General features: G+C 72.7%; 19 protein-coding genes. 9 read left to right on the top strand and 10 right to left on the bottom strand.

The features are described from left to right. Positions 1 to 75: 75 nt before the first annotated feature. The 4 genes from ABZ272_RS03685 to ABZ272_RS03670 all read right to left on the bottom strand — a co-directional run bounded on the left by ABZ272_RS03685 (position 76) and on the right by ABZ272_RS03670 (position 4,166). Positions 76 to 1,230: a hypothetical protein gene (locus ABZ272_RS03685; RefSeq protein WP_355048773.1), complete on the bottom strand. Its 1,155-nt coding sequence runs from the start codon at positions 1,228 to 1,230 to the stop codon at positions 76 to 78. Positions 1,231 to 1,398: 168 nt separating this feature from the next. Further along, positions 1,399 to 2,148, bottom strand: a complete 750-nt coding sequence (locus ABZ272_RS03680; protein ID WP_355048345.1) for a ZIP family zinc transporter — start codon at positions 2,146 to 2,148, stop codon at positions 1,399 to 1,401. Positions 2,149 to 2,202: 54 nt separating this feature from the next. After that, the gene (locus tag ABZ272_RS03675) at positions 2,203 to 3,393 is read right to left on the bottom strand and encodes a GNAT family N-acetyltransferase (RefSeq protein ID WP_355048344.1); all 1,191 of its coding nucleotides are present in this window, start codon (positions 3,391 to 3,393) and stop codon (positions 2,203 to 2,205) included. A 53-nt stretch (positions 3,394 to 3,446) separates the two neighbouring features. After that, positions 3,447 to 4,166 carry a protein phosphatase 2C domain-containing protein gene (locus ABZ272_RS03670; RefSeq protein ID WP_355048343.1) on the bottom strand — a complete coding sequence of 240 codons (720 nt, stop codon included), beginning with the start codon at positions 4,164 to 4,166 and terminating at the stop codon, positions 3,447 to 3,449. Between the two features lie 62 nt (positions 4,167 to 4,228). On the opposite strand from ABZ272_RS03670, the gene ABZ272_RS03665 reads away from it, so the two are divergent. Together ABZ272_RS03665 and ABZ272_RS03660 are read left to right on the top strand one after the other, a co-directional pair. Continuing rightward, a complete protein-coding gene (locus tag ABZ272_RS03665; RefSeq protein ID WP_355048342.1) occupies positions 4,229 to 4,720 on the top strand; it encodes an ATP-binding protein in 492 nt (163 codons plus the stop codon). Next, positions 4,636 to 5,250 (top strand): LuxR C-terminal-related transcriptional regulator, encoded by a 615-nt coding sequence (locus ABZ272_RS03660; RefSeq protein ID WP_355048341.1) that lies wholly within the window; start codon positions 4,636 to 4,638, stop codon positions 5,248 to 5,250. The genes ABZ272_RS03665 and ABZ272_RS03660 overlap by 85 nt, the downstream gene beginning before the upstream one ends. A 7-nt stretch (positions 5,251 to 5,257) precedes the next feature. Here ABZ272_RS03660 and ABZ272_RS03655 read toward each other — a convergent pair whose 3' ends face one another. Beyond that, positions 5,258 to 5,818, bottom strand: a complete 561-nt coding sequence (locus tag ABZ272_RS03655) for an XRE family transcriptional regulator (protein WP_355048340.1) — start codon at positions 5,816 to 5,818, stop codon at positions 5,258 to 5,260. Positions 5,819 to 5,875: 57 nt separating this feature from the next. Here ABZ272_RS03655 and ABZ272_RS03650 point away from each other — a divergent pair, with 57 nt between their 5' ends. Further along, positions 5,876 to 7,108, top strand: a complete 1,233-nt coding sequence (locus ABZ272_RS03650) for a benzoate/H(+) symporter BenE family transporter (RefSeq protein ID WP_355048339.1) — start codon at positions 5,876 to 5,878, stop codon at positions 7,106 to 7,108. An 84-nt stretch (positions 7,109 to 7,192) separates the two neighbouring features. Here ABZ272_RS03650 and ABZ272_RS03645 read toward each other — a convergent pair whose 3' ends face one another. The 4 genes from ABZ272_RS03645 to ABZ272_RS03630 form a co-directional block, all read right to left on the bottom strand. After that, the gene (locus ABZ272_RS03645; protein WP_355048338.1) at positions 7,193 to 7,561 is read right to left on the bottom strand and encodes a hypothetical protein; all 369 of its coding nucleotides are present in this window, start codon (positions 7,559 to 7,561) and stop codon (positions 7,193 to 7,195) included. A 56-nt stretch (positions 7,562 to 7,617) separates the two neighbouring features. After that, entirely contained in the window at positions 7,618 to 7,869 is a 252-nt protein-coding gene (locus ABZ272_RS03640; protein WP_355048337.1) for a hypothetical protein, read from the bottom strand. A gap of 81 nt (positions 7,870 to 7,950) precedes the next feature. After that, complete coding sequence (gene mscL, locus ABZ272_RS03635; RefSeq protein WP_355048336.1) at positions 7,951 to 8,424, bottom strand: large conductance mechanosensitive channel protein MscL; 474 nt, start codon at positions 8,422 to 8,424, stop codon at positions 7,951 to 7,953. A gap of 39 nt (positions 8,425 to 8,463) precedes the next feature. After that, positions 8,464 to 9,159 (bottom strand): FCD domain-containing protein, encoded by a 696-nt coding sequence (locus tag ABZ272_RS03630; RefSeq protein WP_355048335.1) that lies wholly within the window; start codon positions 9,157 to 9,159, stop codon positions 8,464 to 8,466. Between the two features lie 179 nt (positions 9,160 to 9,338). On the opposite strand from ABZ272_RS03630, the gene ABZ272_RS03625 reads away from it, so the two are divergent. Continuing rightward, positions 9,339 to 10,484, top strand: a complete 1,146-nt coding sequence (locus ABZ272_RS03625; protein ID WP_355048772.1) for an MFS transporter — start codon at positions 9,339 to 9,341, stop codon at positions 10,482 to 10,484. A gap of 13 nt (positions 10,485 to 10,497) precedes the next feature. Here ABZ272_RS03625 and ABZ272_RS03620 read toward each other — a convergent pair whose 3' ends face one another. Continuing rightward, positions 10,498 to 10,854: an STAS domain-containing protein gene (locus tag ABZ272_RS03620; protein ID WP_007454464.1), complete on the bottom strand. Its 357-nt coding sequence runs from the start codon at positions 10,852 to 10,854 to the stop codon at positions 10,498 to 10,500. A 166-nt stretch (positions 10,855 to 11,020) separates the two neighbouring features. On the opposite strand from ABZ272_RS03620, the gene ABZ272_RS03615 reads away from it, so the two are divergent. Genes ABZ272_RS03615 through ABZ272_RS03595 form a run of 5 tightly spaced genes read left to right on the top strand, consistent with a single transcriptional unit; the run spans position 11,021 to position 15,066 of the window. Continuing rightward, positions 11,021 to 11,881 (top strand): STAS domain-containing protein, encoded by an 861-nt coding sequence (locus ABZ272_RS03615; protein ID WP_355048334.1) that lies wholly within the window; start codon positions 11,021 to 11,023, stop codon positions 11,879 to 11,881. Continuing rightward, positions 11,881 to 12,291: an STAS domain-containing protein gene (locus ABZ272_RS03610; RefSeq protein WP_355048333.1), complete on the top strand. Its 411-nt coding sequence runs from the start codon at positions 11,881 to 11,883 to the stop codon at positions 12,289 to 12,291. Before ABZ272_RS03615 ends, ABZ272_RS03610 begins: the two co-directional genes overlap by 1 nt. Next, positions 12,288 to 12,707 (top strand): anti-sigma regulatory factor, encoded by a 420-nt coding sequence (locus ABZ272_RS03605; RefSeq protein WP_355048332.1) that lies wholly within the window; start codon positions 12,288 to 12,290, stop codon positions 12,705 to 12,707. Before ABZ272_RS03610 ends, ABZ272_RS03605 begins: the two co-directional genes overlap by 4 nt. After that, the gene (locus ABZ272_RS03600; protein WP_355048771.1) at positions 12,704 to 13,711 is read left to right on the top strand and encodes a SpoIIE family protein phosphatase; all 1,008 of its coding nucleotides are present in this window, start codon (positions 12,704 to 12,706) and stop codon (positions 13,709 to 13,711) included. Before ABZ272_RS03605 ends, ABZ272_RS03600 begins: the two co-directional genes overlap by 4 nt. Further along, positions 13,708 to 15,066, top strand: a complete 1,359-nt coding sequence (locus tag ABZ272_RS03595; RefSeq protein ID WP_355048331.1) for an ATP-binding protein — start codon at positions 13,708 to 13,710, stop codon at positions 15,064 to 15,066. Before ABZ272_RS03600 ends, ABZ272_RS03595 begins: the two co-directional genes overlap by 4 nt. The last annotated feature ends 1 nt before the right edge of the window (position 15,067 follow it).

The raw sequence follows: 15,067 nt of genomic DNA, 5'->3' as shown, positions 1-15,067 counted from the left end.
TGATCAAGAGGTTCGCGTCACCAGACGGACGTAATCTGACGCAAACCTCTTGATCACCGGGCCGGAAGGGGGGGGTCAGCTCAGCGCCGCGCCCAGGAAGAAGATGCCGGGGTGGCCGGGGGTCTCGAACTTGCCGCTGGGGTTGCGGCGAAGGGTCGAGTTTTCGATCTTCATGGTGCCGGTGCGGTTGTTGCTGACGAAGAAGATCGCACCGCCGCCCTCGTTGGCCCTGTTGTTCTCGATGATCGTGCCGGCGATGCGGACCGCGAACTCGTTGCCGTCGCAGTAGATCGCGCCGCCGCTGCCACCGCCGGGCGTCCCCGATTTGGCCGGGTTGGCGCCGTTGCCGATGGCCTCGTTGTTCCGCAGCAGGCTGTTCAGCACCGTCCACGACACGCCGATGCTGCTCAACGCCCCTCCGTTGGAGCAGGAACCGCCGTCGAAGGTGCTGCTCACGACGTACACCGGCTTGTTCTCGTACTGGCTCAGCACCCGCACGGCCGCGCCGCCCAGGTCCGGGCCGGTACGGTCGCAGCGGTTCCGGACGAAGCGTGAGTTGACGATCTTCAGCCGCCCGCCCCGGACGAAGATCGCGCCCCCGCCGCCACCCTCGGCCTTGTCGCCCGTGGAGTTGCCGTCGGCGAAGGTCAGGTTCTGCACGGTGAGTTGCGGGTGGTCCTGGTTCTGGCAGTGCGAGGTGGTCCAACCCTGGGCCTCGTCACAGGTGTTCAGGTAGAGGATGCGGCGCTGTCCCTGGCCGCTGAGCGTGACCTTGCCGCCGCCGTCAAGCACGACCTTCGGCCCGTTGGCGTTGCGGACCTTCGCGGTCGCGGCCATCTTGATCGTCACCGGGGCGGGTCCACAGTCGAACGTGATGACGCCACCGGCGGCGACCGCCTTCACCACGGCAGCGGAGGTGCAGCTCGCCGGGGTGCCGGTGCCGACGGTCCGGGTCGGCTTCGAGGTGTCCACGGCGCGGGCCTCGGTGGGCACGCTCGCGTGGCCGTTCGGATTGCCGGCCGGGGCGACCTTCGCGGCCGGCTTCGGGCTGGCGCTGGCCCCCGGACCACCGAGACCGTCGCGTCCCGCCGGCACGACGTTCTGGTCGCCGGTCGCCACGGCCTGCGGCGAGGCGGACGGCGTGACGGTCGGCGTCGGCTCGCCGGACGCGCACGCGGGCAGGGTCGCGGTGGCGACACCGAGGACGAGCAGGGCGGCAAGCGACGTCATGCGCACGCCGATGACTCTAGGAGCCGTGACGCCGCGCCGCCGAATCCGCCGTGCCGGTTTAATGCGCTGCTAAGCAACGCCCCACAGGACAGCGCCGCTGAGCAACGCCCCGCACGCCAACGCCGCTCAGCAACGCCGGCGGTCGCTGGGCGACGCCGCGTGTGGTGGTCAGCTGTGGGAGAGGGCGAACGCGGTCAGGAAGCCGGCGACCGTGATGAGACCGACCAGCAGGTGGGCGTTCTCGAACGCCTCCGGGACCATCGTGTCGGTGATCATGGCGAGGATCGCCCCGGCGGCCAACGCCGTGATGGCGGCCAGCACCTCCGGTGGCGCGCCACCCAGCAGCGTGTTGCCGACCAGCGCGGCGAGCCCGCTGATCAGCGCGATCCCGGTCCACAGCAGGAACACGTACCGGCGGGTCCGGCCGGCCCGGCGCATGCCGGCCGCGCTGGACAGGCCCTCCGGGATGTTGCTGAGGAACACCGCCACGACCGTGACCAGGCTGACCGCGCCGCCGGCCAGCAGGCTCGCGCCGATCACCACCGATTCGGGTACGCCGTCCAGCAGCGCCCCCACGGCGATGGCCGATCCGGAGCCGGGTTGCTCGCCCTCGGAGGGCTGCTGACCGCCCGAGCGCTTGCGGTTCCGCGCGCCGCGCCGGGCCAGGCCCACGTTGGCGAGGGTGTACGCGCACGTTCCGCCGGCCGCGCCGAGCACGGTGGGCAGCATGCCGCCCTGGTCGTGCGCGACCTCGATCAGCTCGTACGAGACGGCGGAGAGCAGCACGCCCGCGCCGAACGCCATCACCGACGCGATGAGTCGCTGGGGCACCCGCGCGAACCAGCCGACCGCCGCCCCGATCAGCAGCGCCGACCCGGCCAGCAGTCCCCATCCGCCCGCCTGCAACCACTCCGGCATTCCCGGGACCGTACCCCGTGTGGTGGGGGCGGCAAACCGGGCGGCAAACGGCGCTCAGAAGTCGGCGAAGAGGTACGGCATCGCGCGCGGGAAGATGCCGCGCAGCTCGGCGGCGGCGTCGACCGGCACCTCGCCCAGCCCTCGCAACGGCAGCTCGGACGGGTCCAGCACCCCGTACGCCAGGGCGGAGAGCCCAGCGGCGGTGAGCGTCGCCGTCGCCGCCGGCCCGCTGTCGCCGGCAACGATCTCCAGGATGCCGGTCGTGCCGTCCAGCAGGTGGGTGCCGGCCAGCCACCGGTCGCCGGTCAGCTCGACGCGGACCCGACCCGGCCCGGCGGGCAGCCCGCGCAGCGCGTCCAGCGACAGGAGGCGGGCCATCGGCGCGGACGCCCCGGGGCGGCCCGCCCGTACCTCGACGTGCACGTCCAGGTCGGTGAGCCACAGCTCGGGCAGCTCGTCCGGCGGCACCTGGACGCTGACCCGTCCGACCTGGTCGACGTGCCGGGCGAGGAACTGCAACAGCAGCATCCGGGCGAGCGGGTCGGTGGCGAGCAGTTCGTTGCCGTGCAGCGTGCCGCCGTACTCGTCGATCCGGTAGGTGACCGCGCCGGTGACCTCGCCGTCCACCCGGGCGGTGAGGAGCCAGTGCTCGTCGCGGTCCCGCAGCCCGACCGCCCGGTAGTCCGGGAAGAGCGAGAAGCCGTGCCGGTCCCGCAGACAGCGCTCGGTGAACGCGCGCCACGCCGGGTAGCCCGCCCCGATCCGCTCCCAGCCCACCTCGCCGGGGAGTTCGGCGCGCAGCAGCGGCCCGAGGTCGGCCGGGGTGAAGGTGACCGTGCGCGGCTTGGGGAGCCCCACATAGCCGAACCGGGCGTAGAAGCTGGGTCGGAACGGGTAGAGCGCGCTGAGCGGGTGCCCCTCGTCGCGCATCTCGTCGAGCAGTTGGTGCAGCAGCGTCCGTACGTGCCCCTGCCGGCGGGCCAGCGGATGGGTGGCCACACTGGCGACGCCGGCCATCGGCAGGACCACCCCGCGCAGGTTCTGCCGCATGGGGATGGCCGAGGTGGCGGCGAGCGTGACGCCGTCCTCCTCGACGGTGAGCGTCGTGTTGCCCTCGTTGTAGGGCAGGTAGTCACGGAACTGCTCGACCCGCGCGGCGCCCAGCGGTGACGACTCGAACGCGTACGCGGCCAGCGGGAAGCTGGTGGTGAGACGGTCGTCGGCGGTCACCCGGCGGATGGTCATCCGCTCATCTCAACCCGTTGAGATGAGCGGAGCAACCGGATTGGCCGGATCGGTCAGCGGGTGGTGACGTCCGAGACGACGACCGTGACATTGTCCGGAGCGCCGGCATGGTGGGCCAGCTTCACCAACTGCTCGCCGCACTGCTGGCGGTCGGAGTACATGCCCAACGCCGCCGCGATGTCGTTCTCCTCGACGTAGTCGGAGAGCCCGTCGCTGCACAGGAGCAGCCGGTCGCCGGGGACCACGGTGAGCACACCGACCGCCGGCGGGGTGTCCGCCCCCTGCACGGCCCGGGTCACCAGGGAGCGCTGCGGGTGGTGCCGGGCCTGGTCGGGGGAGAGGGTGCCCTGGTCGACGAGCGCCTGCACGAACGTGTCGTCCCGGGTGAGCTGGGTCAGCTCCCCGTCGCGCAGCAGGTAGCAGCGGGAGTCACCGACCTGGGCCAGCACCAGCGTCTCGCCGGCCAGCAGCGCGGCGGTGAGCGTGGTGCCCATCCCCTCCCGCGCCGGGTCCACGGTGATCGCGGCGTGGATGCGCTGGTTGGCGGTGCTGACCACGGCACGCAGGGCGTCCGCGGCCGCGTCCGGTTCGGTGGGTGGCGTCAGCTCGTCCAGGATCCGGATCACGATCTCGCTCGCCACCTCACCCGCGGGCAGGCCACCCATGCCGTCGGCGACGGCGATCAGGCGGTCACCGGCGAGGGCGGAGTCCTCGTTGTTGGTGCGGACCAGGCCGATGTCGTTGAGGATGGCCGAGCGGAGGATCAGCGTCATGGTGTCAGCTTGCCAAGAACACCCCGCCTTCGTCTCTACGCACTACTGCGTAGGGTTGAGAAATGATGCCGGTGTCCATGGTCGGACGCGCCGGCGAGCTCGCCGAGCTCGACCGGGCGTGGTCGTCCGTGGCAGCCGCCGAGCGGCGCGCGCCGACCGTCGCGGTGCTCACCGGCGCGGCCGGCGTGGGCAAGAGTCTGCTGGTCGCCGCCGCGGTGGACGCCCTCACGCCGCGTCCGTCCGTGGTGCTCTCGGGCGCCGCCCGGGTGCACGGCCCGGCCCCGTACGACTGGTTGGCGGCGGTGCTCACCGGCCGCGACACCGGCTCGCTCGCCCTGCCACCGGACGCGCTGGCGTGGCTCGCCCAGCAGCCCACCGCGCCGCGCGAGCGGTACGCGCCGGGCACCCTGCTGCGCCTCGCCGTCCGTACCTCCAGTTGCTGGTCGGCGCCGGTCCGGCGGTGCTGGTCGTGGACGACCTGCACGCGCTCGACCCGGCCAGCGTCAACCTGGTCGGTGAGCTGGCCACCGTGGCCGAGTTGCCGGCGCTGCTGATCGTCGCCAGCCGGCCGGCCGCCGACGCGGTGGCCCCGGACCTCACCCGCCGCGCGTTGGCCCGCCTCTGCGGGGTACGCGGCGTCGTCCGCCAGCATCTCGGTCCGCTGCGCCCGACCGAGGTCGCCGAGGTGCTGGCCCAGGTGTACGAGGGCGCGCCGCCGTCGGACCGGCTGGTCACCTCGGTCTGGCGACACACCGGCGGCAATCCGTACGCGTTGACCGAGCTGCTGGCCGCGTACGCCGGTGCGGGGCCGGACGCGTTGCTGCGACGGTTGCCCGGACCGCGTACGCCGCTCGGCCCGGTCGAGGCGGTCGACGCGGAGTTGACCGCCCGGGAGGTCGAGGTGCTGGGCTGCCTGGTCAGCGGTATGTCGAACAAGCAGGTCGCGAAGGCGCTCGGCATCTCGGTGCGGACGGTCACCGTGCACGTGTCGAACCTGCTGCGCAAGACCGGCTCGGCGTCGCGGACCGAGGTGGCGCTCTGGGCGGTACGCCGGCGGATGCCGGTCCCCGCCCCGGTGGACTGAGTCAGGCTCAGCGGCGGGGGTAGCGCAGCAGCAGGCTCGCGGCGACCTCCTCGTCGCCCACCGCCGCGTACGTGTGCGGCACGTCGGAGACCCAGCGGAGGTGACCGCCGGCCGGGGCGGTCAGTGGCGCGTCGGCCGGGCCGGCCCGCAGCACTCCGCCGAAGACGGTGATGTGTTCGGTGACGCCCGGCTGGTGGGCGGGGGACGTCTGCACGACGCCCGGTGCGACGCGCATCCGGTACAGCTCGTAGGTCGCGTCGGTGTCGGTGAACACCTCCAGCAGGGTGGCGGTGACGGCGGTGCCGTGCACGACGGGCCCGGGGGTCGGGTCGGCCAGCAGGGCGGTGAACGGTACGCCGAGCTGCGCGGTGACCGCCCAGAGTGTCTCCAGGGTCGGGTTGCGGGTGCCGTGTTCCAGGCCGGAGAGGGTCGCCTTCCCGATGCCGGCGAGCCGGGCCAGTGTGGACAGCGAGATCCCCCGCTCCTCGCGCAGAGCGCGGACGCGCCGACCGACGACGGCGGGGTCCACGTCGAGGCCGGGACGGCCCGCTGGTGGTGGCTGCGGCATCCGACTATGGTGCTACACACTGTCGTTCCGTAAACGGAACGCTCCGGGGGTGGTGACATGGGTGGACGCGCGCAACCGGTGCTGGCCGGCGTGGTGACCGCGCTGGTCGGCTTCGCCAGCTCGTTCACCGTCGTCCTGGCCGGGCTCCGGGCGGTCGGCGCGTCGGACGCGCAGGCCGCCTCCGGCCTGCTCGCCCTCTGCGTGGCGTGCGGGCTCGCCGCCGCCTGGCTGGGTTGGCGGCACCGCATCCCGATGAGCGTCGCCTGGTCGACACCGGGCGCGGCCCTGCTGGTGGCGACCGGGCCGCCGCCCGGAGGGTGGCCGGTCGCGGTGGGCGCGTTCCTCGTCTCCGGGCTGCTGATCGTCGCGGCCGGTCTCTTCCCGCCGCTGAGCCGGGCGGTGGCCGCCATCCCCAAGCCGGTGGCTGGCGCGATGCTCGCCGGAGTGCTGCTGCCCCTGTGCACCGCACCGGTCCGGGCGCTCGTCGAGCTGCCCCTGGTGGCCGGTCCGGTGGTGGCCGGCTGGCTGCTGCTGCACCGGTTCGCCCGCCGCTGGGCGGTGCCCGGGGCGCTGCTGGTGGCCGTGGTGGCGCTCGCGCTGACCGCGCCGCCGGCCGGGCTGAGCGACAGCACCGCGCTGGTCCCGTCGGTCACCCTGACCGTGCCGGCCTGGAACGTGTCCGCGCTGGTCGGGTTGGCCCTTCCGCTGTTCCTGGTCACGATGGCGGCGCAGAACGTACCGGGCATGGCGGTGCTGGTCGGCTACGGCTACCGTCCGCCGTTCGGCGCCGCCCTGCGGGCCACCGGGCTCGCCAGCCTGCTGGCCGCCCCCGCCGGTGGACACGCCGTTAACCTCGCGGCGATCACCGCCGCGCTGGCCGCCGGCCCCGACGCGCACCCGGACCGGGAGCGTCGGTGGGTCGCCTCGGTCACCGCCGGCGTCGGGCTCGCCCTGCTCGGGCTGGGTGCGGGCGTCGCCACGGCCCTGGTCGCGGTCGCGCCGCCGATCCTCATCGAGGCCGTCGCGGGGTTGGCCCTGCTGGGCGCGCTCGCCACCGCGCTCGCGGCGGCGGTGACCGATCCGCAGACCCGGGAGGCCGCCGTGGTCACCTTCGTGGTGACCGCCTCGGGAGTGACGCTGGTCGGCGTGGGAGGCGCGTTCTGGGGGCTGGTCGCCGGCTGCCTCATGCTGCTGCTCTTCCGCCGCCGCCCGGCCGCGCCCGTCCCGCCCGCGCCCGTCCCGCCCGCGTCGGAGAGTTCGACCGAGCCAGCACCACGGCTCCCGGCTTGATCCACTCGGGTTCTTAGAAGGCGGGGTGTCCAGGCTGCGGTGATGCCGCGCTTTGCGTGAACCCGAGTCGATCAGGCGACGGGGTCACTCCTCGCGGGGAAGATCGGCCATGCCCACGGCGAGGAGGACCTGGCCGTCGGCCACCGATCCGATCCGGTCGGCCGGGACGTACACGGCGCCGTCGGCCGACTCGGTGGCGACCTTCAGGTAGCCGGTGTGCAGCAGACGTGCCGCCAGGTCGGCCGGCACGTCCGGCTCCTCGACCGCCGTCGCCTCGATCAGCTCGTCCAGGCTGCTGCCCGGGTCGGCGGTCGGTGTCTGCACGGTCACCGCGTTCGGGTCACCGCGCTGGACGAGGTCCACGGTGCCGACCTCGGTGCCGGCCACGTCGATCACCGGCATCCCGGTGGTGATCCGCGAGATGGTCGCCTGCTGCGCGTCCTGCTGGTCCATCTCTCAGCGGTTCCCGAGGCGGCATGCCGCTAAACGCCGCCTCCGGAGCCGCACGCTCAGCCGTTCGGGAGGGTCCAGCCGCCCGGTGGGCGGGGAGACAGCTCCCGCCAGGTGTCCGTGCCGTCGAGCAGCGCCCGGACCGTCTCCTCGGCCTCGTCCGCGCTGCCGTACTCGTAGAACCGGGAAATGCCCTCGGCGCCGCCGGCCCGCTGCTCGACGTGCCACCGGTCGGCGTCCACCCGGAGGAAGACGTCCCGCCGGGCCAGCCGCCCCCACTTCCCGTTCCACCAGTGCTTTCGCTGCTCCATGGCCGGACTCTATCGAACACACGTACGAGAAGATGCGGCCCCTGCGGGAATCCCGCAGGGGTCGATGTGCATCCGTTCGGGTCAGCGCTGCGTCGGCGGTTCCGTCCGGCGACCCAGCACGTCGTCAAGCGCCCCACGCTGCTGGCCCGGGGTCGTGTGACCGGCGGAGACCAGGGCGTCCCGGATCTCGGTGAGCAGCTTGACCTCCTCGCTGGGGGCGGCCGGCGGCGGCTCCTCGCCCCGCTTGCGCCGCTCGGCCAGCCGGTTCATCGGGTAGACGACCAGGAAGTAGAGCGCCATCGCGGTCAGCAGGAAGGTGATCACCGCGTTGACGAAGGCCACCCAGTCGAACGGGATCTCCCGGAACGTGGGGACCGAGCCGGTGAGGCCGTTCTTGTTGCCGGTGATCAACACGATGATCACGCGGACAAGCGGTTCCAGGAACGACTTGGTGAGCTGGGTGACCACGCCCGTGAACGCGGCGCCGATGACGACACCGACCGCCAGATCGACGACGTTGCCGCGCATGATGAAGTCTTTGAAGCCCTTGAGCATCCGTACTCCCGAGGTGTCCGGTTTTCCGTCGCGGACAACCTATGCCCCGTCGGCCGGCTCCAGAAAAGCACCGGCCTCGATCGCCGCCCGGCCCGCGTCGCCGGCCCGGATCGCCTCGACCAGCCGGGTGTGGTCGACGTAGCGCTCGGGCGTGAGCGCGTCACCCATCGCCTGGGCGACGGTGCTGCGCAGGGCGGCACCGAAGGAGGCATACAGCTCGGCGAGCATCGCGTTGTGCGCGGCGGCGACCACCGCGACGTGCAGCGCCGCGTCGGCCTCCACGAACGCGTCGACCCGGCCGCCGTGCCAGGCCGCCTCGCGGTCGGCGAGCGCGCCGTCGAGCGCCGCCAGGTCCTGCGGTGTACGCCTCAGCGCGGCGAGTCGGGCCGCCTCCACCTCGAACGCGCGGCGTACCTCGATGACCTCGGTCATCCGGTCGTCGCCCAGTCGACGGGCCACCACCGGGGCCAGTTCGTCGGTGGACACCACGTAGGTGCCCGAGCCCTGCCGGCACTCCAGCACCCCGGCGTGCACGAGGGCGCGGACGGCCTCGCGGACCGTGTTGCGCCCGACGCCCAGCGCGGCGACCAACTGTGGCTCGGTGGGGATGCGGCCGCCCACCGGCCACTCGCCGCCGAGGATCCGGGCCCGGAGCTGCTCGATGGTCTGGCGGACTCGGTGCCCCCGGGGAGGCACGGCTGGCTGCGCGGCGGGGGAATCGACCGACGGTGGCACTGGTTACATCACCGGCCCAGAATTCATCCCATGATTGTAGGTTAGAGGTCATGACCCCGCCAGCCGCCGCCGCTCCGGCCCTGCCCGCACCCGTCCTCGCCGTCGACACCCACCCGACGCGCGAACCCACGGCCCGGCGGACGCACCCGGTGACCGGTGGCGCGCTGGTGCTGGTCGGGATGCTGCTGGTCGCGCTGAACCTGCGCATGGCGGTCACCAGCCTCGGCGCCCTGCTCGACGAGATCCGCGCCGGCTTGGGCCTCTCCGGCGTCATGGCCGGGCTGGTCACCACCCTGCCGACCATCGCGTTCGCCGGCCTCGGCGCGCTCACCCCGTGGCTGGTCCGCCGGGTCGCCCCGGCGCGGGTACTGGTGGTCGCCATGATCGTCCTGGCCGTCGGCCAGGTGCTCCGGGCCGCCACCGACTCGGCCTGGATCTTCGTGCTCACCAGCGCGTTGGCACTGGCCGGCATCGCGGTCGCCAACATCCTGCTGCCCATGCTCGTCAAGCAGCACTTCGGCCACCGGACCGGGCTCGTCACCGGGGCGTACACCATGGCGCTGACCCTGGGCACGACGGTGGCCGCGGCCTCCGCCGTGCCGATCGCGCACGCCTTCGGGTCCTGGCGGGCCGGGCTGGGCGTCTGGGCCGGGCTGGCCGCGGTGGCCGTACTCCCGTGGGTGCCGCTGGCGCTGCGGACCCGTCGGGGCGCGCGGCGCGCGACCCCGACGGCGGCCGTCGCCGCGCGGGTCCGGCCGGCGCGGACGCGGCTGGGTTGGGCCATGGCGATCTACTTCGGGGCGCAGTCGCTCAGCGGGTACGCCATCATGGGTTGGCTGGCCCAACTGTTCCGCGACGCCGGCTACCGGCCCGAGTCGGCCGGGCTGCTGCTCGCCGGGGTGACCGCGCTCGGCGTGCCGATCGCGCTGCTGATGCCCACCCTCGCCGGCCGGCTCGCCACCCTGCGCCCGCTGGTGTTCGGCCTGACCGGCGCGTCGGCGTTGGCCTACCTGGGGCTGGCGCTGGCACCGCACGGTGCCGCGCTGCTCTGGGTGACCCTGCTGGCGCTCGGCCAGGGCGCGTTCCCGCTGATCCTCACGACGATCGGTCTGCGCGCGCGTACCGCCGACGGGACCGTCGCGCTCTCGGCCTTCGCGCAGAGCACCGGGTACGTGATCGCCGCCCTCGGCCCGCTGTCGGTCGGCATCCTCTACGAGATCACCGGCGGCTGGACGGCGCCGATCGGATTCCTGCTGGCCGCGCTCGCCGTGCAGACGGCGGCGGGCATGGCAATCGCCCGTCCCCGCTACGTCGAGGACGAGTAGGTCGAAACAGTGGTCAGGAGGACGCCGGAGTCGGTTCGCCGGCGACGGCCTCGTCCACCGTCGGATAGGTGTGCAGCACCTCGACGAGCCCGCTCACCTCGAGGATGCGCAGCACGCCACGCTGCGGAGCGGCCAACCGCACCACACCGCCGGCCTCGTCACAGCTGTTCTTGGCGCGAACGAACACCGACAGACCGGTCGAGTCGCAGAACGAGACGTCCGCCAGGTCGAACACCAGCCGGTTGCGGCCCTTGTCGAGCAGGTCGGTGATCTGGTCCTGCAACTGCGGTGCGGTTGCCATGTCCAGCTCGCCCGCCACCGACACGACGACCACGTCGCCGCGTTGTTCCGTGTGCACCGTCAGGGACATTCGCCAGACCTCCTGTTATCGGGGGAACGGTATCCCACGACCGGGGTCGTACGCAGAACGGGAGCCGTCATCCGGTGGTCCCCGTCATTCCATTGCTACGGAGCAAGTAGTTGTGCAGGCCCCGGTGATAGAGTCCGGCCGGTCCAGGTCGAGGGGGGTTTTCGCGATGGCGTTGAACGCCGAGGAAAGTGGTCGGCTGGCCGCGCTGCTGGGCGGCCACGCCGAGCAGATCACGCAGCGGTGGACCGACATCGTCGCCGGCTCGCTGCGGGGCCGGCTGAGCCACGCCGAGCTGCGCCGACAGGTCGAGGACCTGCATCAGGCCATCGTCGGCGTCGCCGAGCAGGGCAGCTTCGACCTGTCCGCCGAGAGCACGGGCGAACTACGCGCCACGCTCTCCGAGTTGTCCCGGGGGCGGGCCCGGCAGGGCTTCTCCGCCACCGAGACGACGATCAGCGTGTTCGCGCTCAAGGACGTGCTGGCCGAGCTGCTCCAGGATTCCGGCACCGCCGACGCGCTGCACGACTTCGTCGCCTACTCCAAGCTGGTCGACGAGCTGGGCCTGTTCACCTTCGAGAGCTTCGTGCGCACCCGCGAGAGCCTCATCGCCGACCAGGCCGAGCAGTTGCTCGAACTCTCCACCCCGGTGGTGAAGCTGTGGGAGGGCGTGGTCGCCGTCCCGCTGGTCGGCACCCTGGACTCCGCCCGGGCCCAGGTGGTCATGGAGCGGCTGCTGCAGACCCTGGTCGACACCGGCTCCCCGTACGCGATCATCGACATCACCGGCGTCCCCGCCGTGGACACCCAGGTCGCCCAGCACATCCTGAAGACCGTGGTGGCCGCCCGGCTGATGGGCGCCGACTGCATCATCTCCGGCATCCGTCCGCAGATCGCGCAGACCATCGTGGCGCTCGGCATCGAGTTCGGCGACATCGCCACCAAGGCCAGCCTCGCCGACGCGCTGCGCCACGTGCTGCGGCTCACCGGGATCGAGTCCGCCCGTCGCCAGTCCCGCAGGGACGCCTGATGGAACGCGTACCGATCCTCAAGATCGGTGACATCCTGCTCGTCTCCATCCAGCTCGACATGTCCGACCAGACGGCGGTCCAGCTCCAGGACGATCTCGCCGAGCGGATCGTGGCCACCGGCTGCCACGGCGTCATCATCGACATCACCGCGCTGGACATCGTCGACTCGTTCGTCGGCCGGATGCTCTCCACCATCGCGTCGATCTCGAAGGTCCTCGACGCCGAGACGGTGGTGGTCGGCATGCGCCCCGCCGTCGCCATCACCCTTGTCGAACTGGGGCTGTCGCTGAACGGCATCCGTACCGCGCTGAACGTCGAGCGCGGCATGGAGCTGATCGCGGCGGCCAACGCCGACGAGCTCGATCACCAGCTCGACGACGATCCGGACGCCGAGACGGCCACGCCGTGACCACGGGCATCGACCTGGGCCACCCGCAGGCGCAGTCGGTCCGCAGCGACGAGGACGTGGTCCGCGTCCGGCAACTGGTCCGGTCGGTGGCGGTCGCCGTCAAGCTGTCGCTGGTCGACCAGACCAAGGTGGTCACGGCCGCGAGCGAGCTGGCCCGCAACACCCTGGTGTACGGCGGCGGCGGCACCGTCGAGGTGGCGACCGTGGACAACGGCCGACGCAAGGGCCTCCAGATCGTCTTCGCCGACTCCGGCCCCGGCATCGCGGATCTCGACCTGGCCCTGACCGACGGGTACACCACCGGCGGCGGCCTCGGTCTCGGCCTCAGCGGGTCCCGCCGTCTGGTCGACGAGTTCGAGATCGAGACCTCGGCGGAGACCGGCACCCGGATCACGGTCACCAAGTGGGCCCGGTGAATGGAGACGCGGTCACCGACAGCGGCATCTGGTTCCGGGTGGAGGCCAGCAGCGCGGCCAGCGCCGTACGACGGGCGGCCGAACGCCTCGGCGAGCAGATCGAGATGGGCGCGGCCCGCATCGCGGACCTGGCCATCGTCGCCGCCGAACTGACCAGCAACCTCGTCAAGCACGCCGACAACGGCGTCCTGCTGCTGCGGCCGGTCCGCCGCGCCGGGCAGGCCGGCGTGGAGATGGTCGCCATCGACTCCGGACCCGGCATGGCCGATCTCACCGTCTCCTCCCGGGACGGCCACTCCACCACCGGCACACTCGGCATCGGCCTCGGCGCCATCGTCCGGCAGGCGAGCTGGTTCGACGGCTACTCCCTGCCCGGCAAGGGGACCGTCTTCGCCGTCCAGGTCTGGCCGGCCGAACCGGCGACACCGTCCTGGGCCGGTGGTCTCACCCGGCCGATCCCCGGCGAGACGGTCAGCGGTGACGGGTACGCCGTCCGGCTCGTCGACGGCCGGCACCAGGTGCTCGTCAGCGACGGTCTGGGGCACGGCCCGCTGGCCGCCGCCGCCACCGAGGCCGCGCTCGCCGCCTTCCGCGACGCTCCGGCCGGCGCCCCGGCGGCGGTCGTGAGCCACCTGCACCGGAGCATGTCGCACACCCGTGGCGCGGCGCTCGCGGTCGCCGAACTGGCGTCCGGCGTGCTGCACTACGCGGGGCTCGGCAACATCGCCGGCGTGATCGTCGACGGTGACGGCCAGCGTCGGGGGCTCGTCTCGCTGCCCGGCATCGCCGGGCACCAGCGGCCGACGGTACGCGGCTACGACTACCCGTTCGGGCCGGGCGCCCGGCTCGTCATGCACAGCGACGGCGTCGTCGACCGCTGGCGGATGGCCGACTACCCGGGCATCGCCGAACGGTCCCCACTCGTGATGGCGGCCACCCTGCTGCGCGACGCCGGGGCGCGGCGCGACGACGCCTGCGTCCTGGTGGCGAGGTCCTGGGCATGACTGATCCTGCCATCGCGCCGCTGCTGCAGATGGCGCTCCGCGTCGAACAAGACATCTTCGTCATCCGCCAGCGTGGCCGCGAGGTGGCCGGCGTGGTCGGCCTCGAACACCAGGACCAGGTGCGGATCGCCACGGCGCTCAGCGAGGTCGCCCGGGACCTGCTCCGGATGACCGGCGGCGCCGACGTCACCTTCCACGTCGACGGGAGCTCCGACGGGCGCTTCCACCTCCGTGCCGACCTGGCGCCGGTGACCCCCCTGCCCGACGGCCGGTACGAGCCGCAGTCCGGTGCGGTGTCCCGCCTGGTCGACACCCTGAGCGTGGCGACCGCCGAGGGGGTTACGGTCGTAAGGATGTCCCGCAGAGTCCCGGCCAACGCGCCGACGCCGACCCCGGAGCGGCTGGCCGAGTTCCGTGCCGAACTCGGTAGCACCGCGCCGGCCAGCGCGCTGGACGAACTGACCGTGCAGAACGGTCAGCTCATCGCCGCACTCGACGAGGTGCGCAGCCAGCGCGACGAGCTGGCCGTGCTGAACGAGGAGCTGGCCGAGACCAACCGTGGCGTGGTGGCGCTCTACAATCAGCTCACCGAGGAGCTGGAGGAGACCAACCGGGGAGTCGTCGCCCTCTACGCCGAGTTGGACGAGAAGTCGGCCCAACTGCGTGCCGCGAGTGAATCGAAGAGCCGGTTCCTGGCGAACGTGAGCCACGAGCTGCGCGCCCCGGTGACCGCGATCATCGGGTTGGGACGCCTGCTCGCGGACTCCTCGTCCGACCCGCTCACCGTCGAGCAGGTCCGCCAGGTCGGCCTCATCCGCTCCTCGGCGGAGGACCTGCTCGGGCTGGTCAACGAACTGCTGGACCTCGCCAAGGCCGAGTCCGGCCGGATCGAGCCGGACTGGGCGGACGTCGACCTGCGCCCGGTCTTCGGTCAACTGCGCGGCACCATGCGGGCGCTGGCCACCCGGCCCGAGGTCGAGCTGACCGTGGAGGAGCCGACCGCGCCGGCCGTGCTGCGCACCGACGAGGTCCTGCTCGGCCAGGTGCTCCGGAACCTGCTGCACAACGGGTTGAAGTTCACCCAGCGCGGCGAGGTGCGGCTACGCGCCCGACGCCGCGACGACAGGTGGACCTTCGAGGTCAGCGACACCGGCCCGGGCATCGCCCCCGAGCTGCACGATCGGATCTTCGAGGAGTTCTACCAGGTGCCCGGCGCGACCCGGGTCGGTGGCACCGGCCTCGGCCTGCCGTACGCCCGGCGGCTGGTGACCCTGCTCGGTGGCACGCTGGAGCTGTCGAGTGAGCCCGGCCGGGGCAGCACCTTCACCGTCTCCCTGCCCGCCGGCGGAGCGTGAC

The organism is Micromonospora sp. NPDC005979, from assembly GCF_040614415.1.
Classification (GTDB): domain Bacteria; phylum Actinomycetota; class Actinomycetes; order Mycobacteriales; family Micromonosporaceae; genus Micromonospora.
This window is presented reverse-complemented; position numbering and strand designations above follow the sequence as displayed.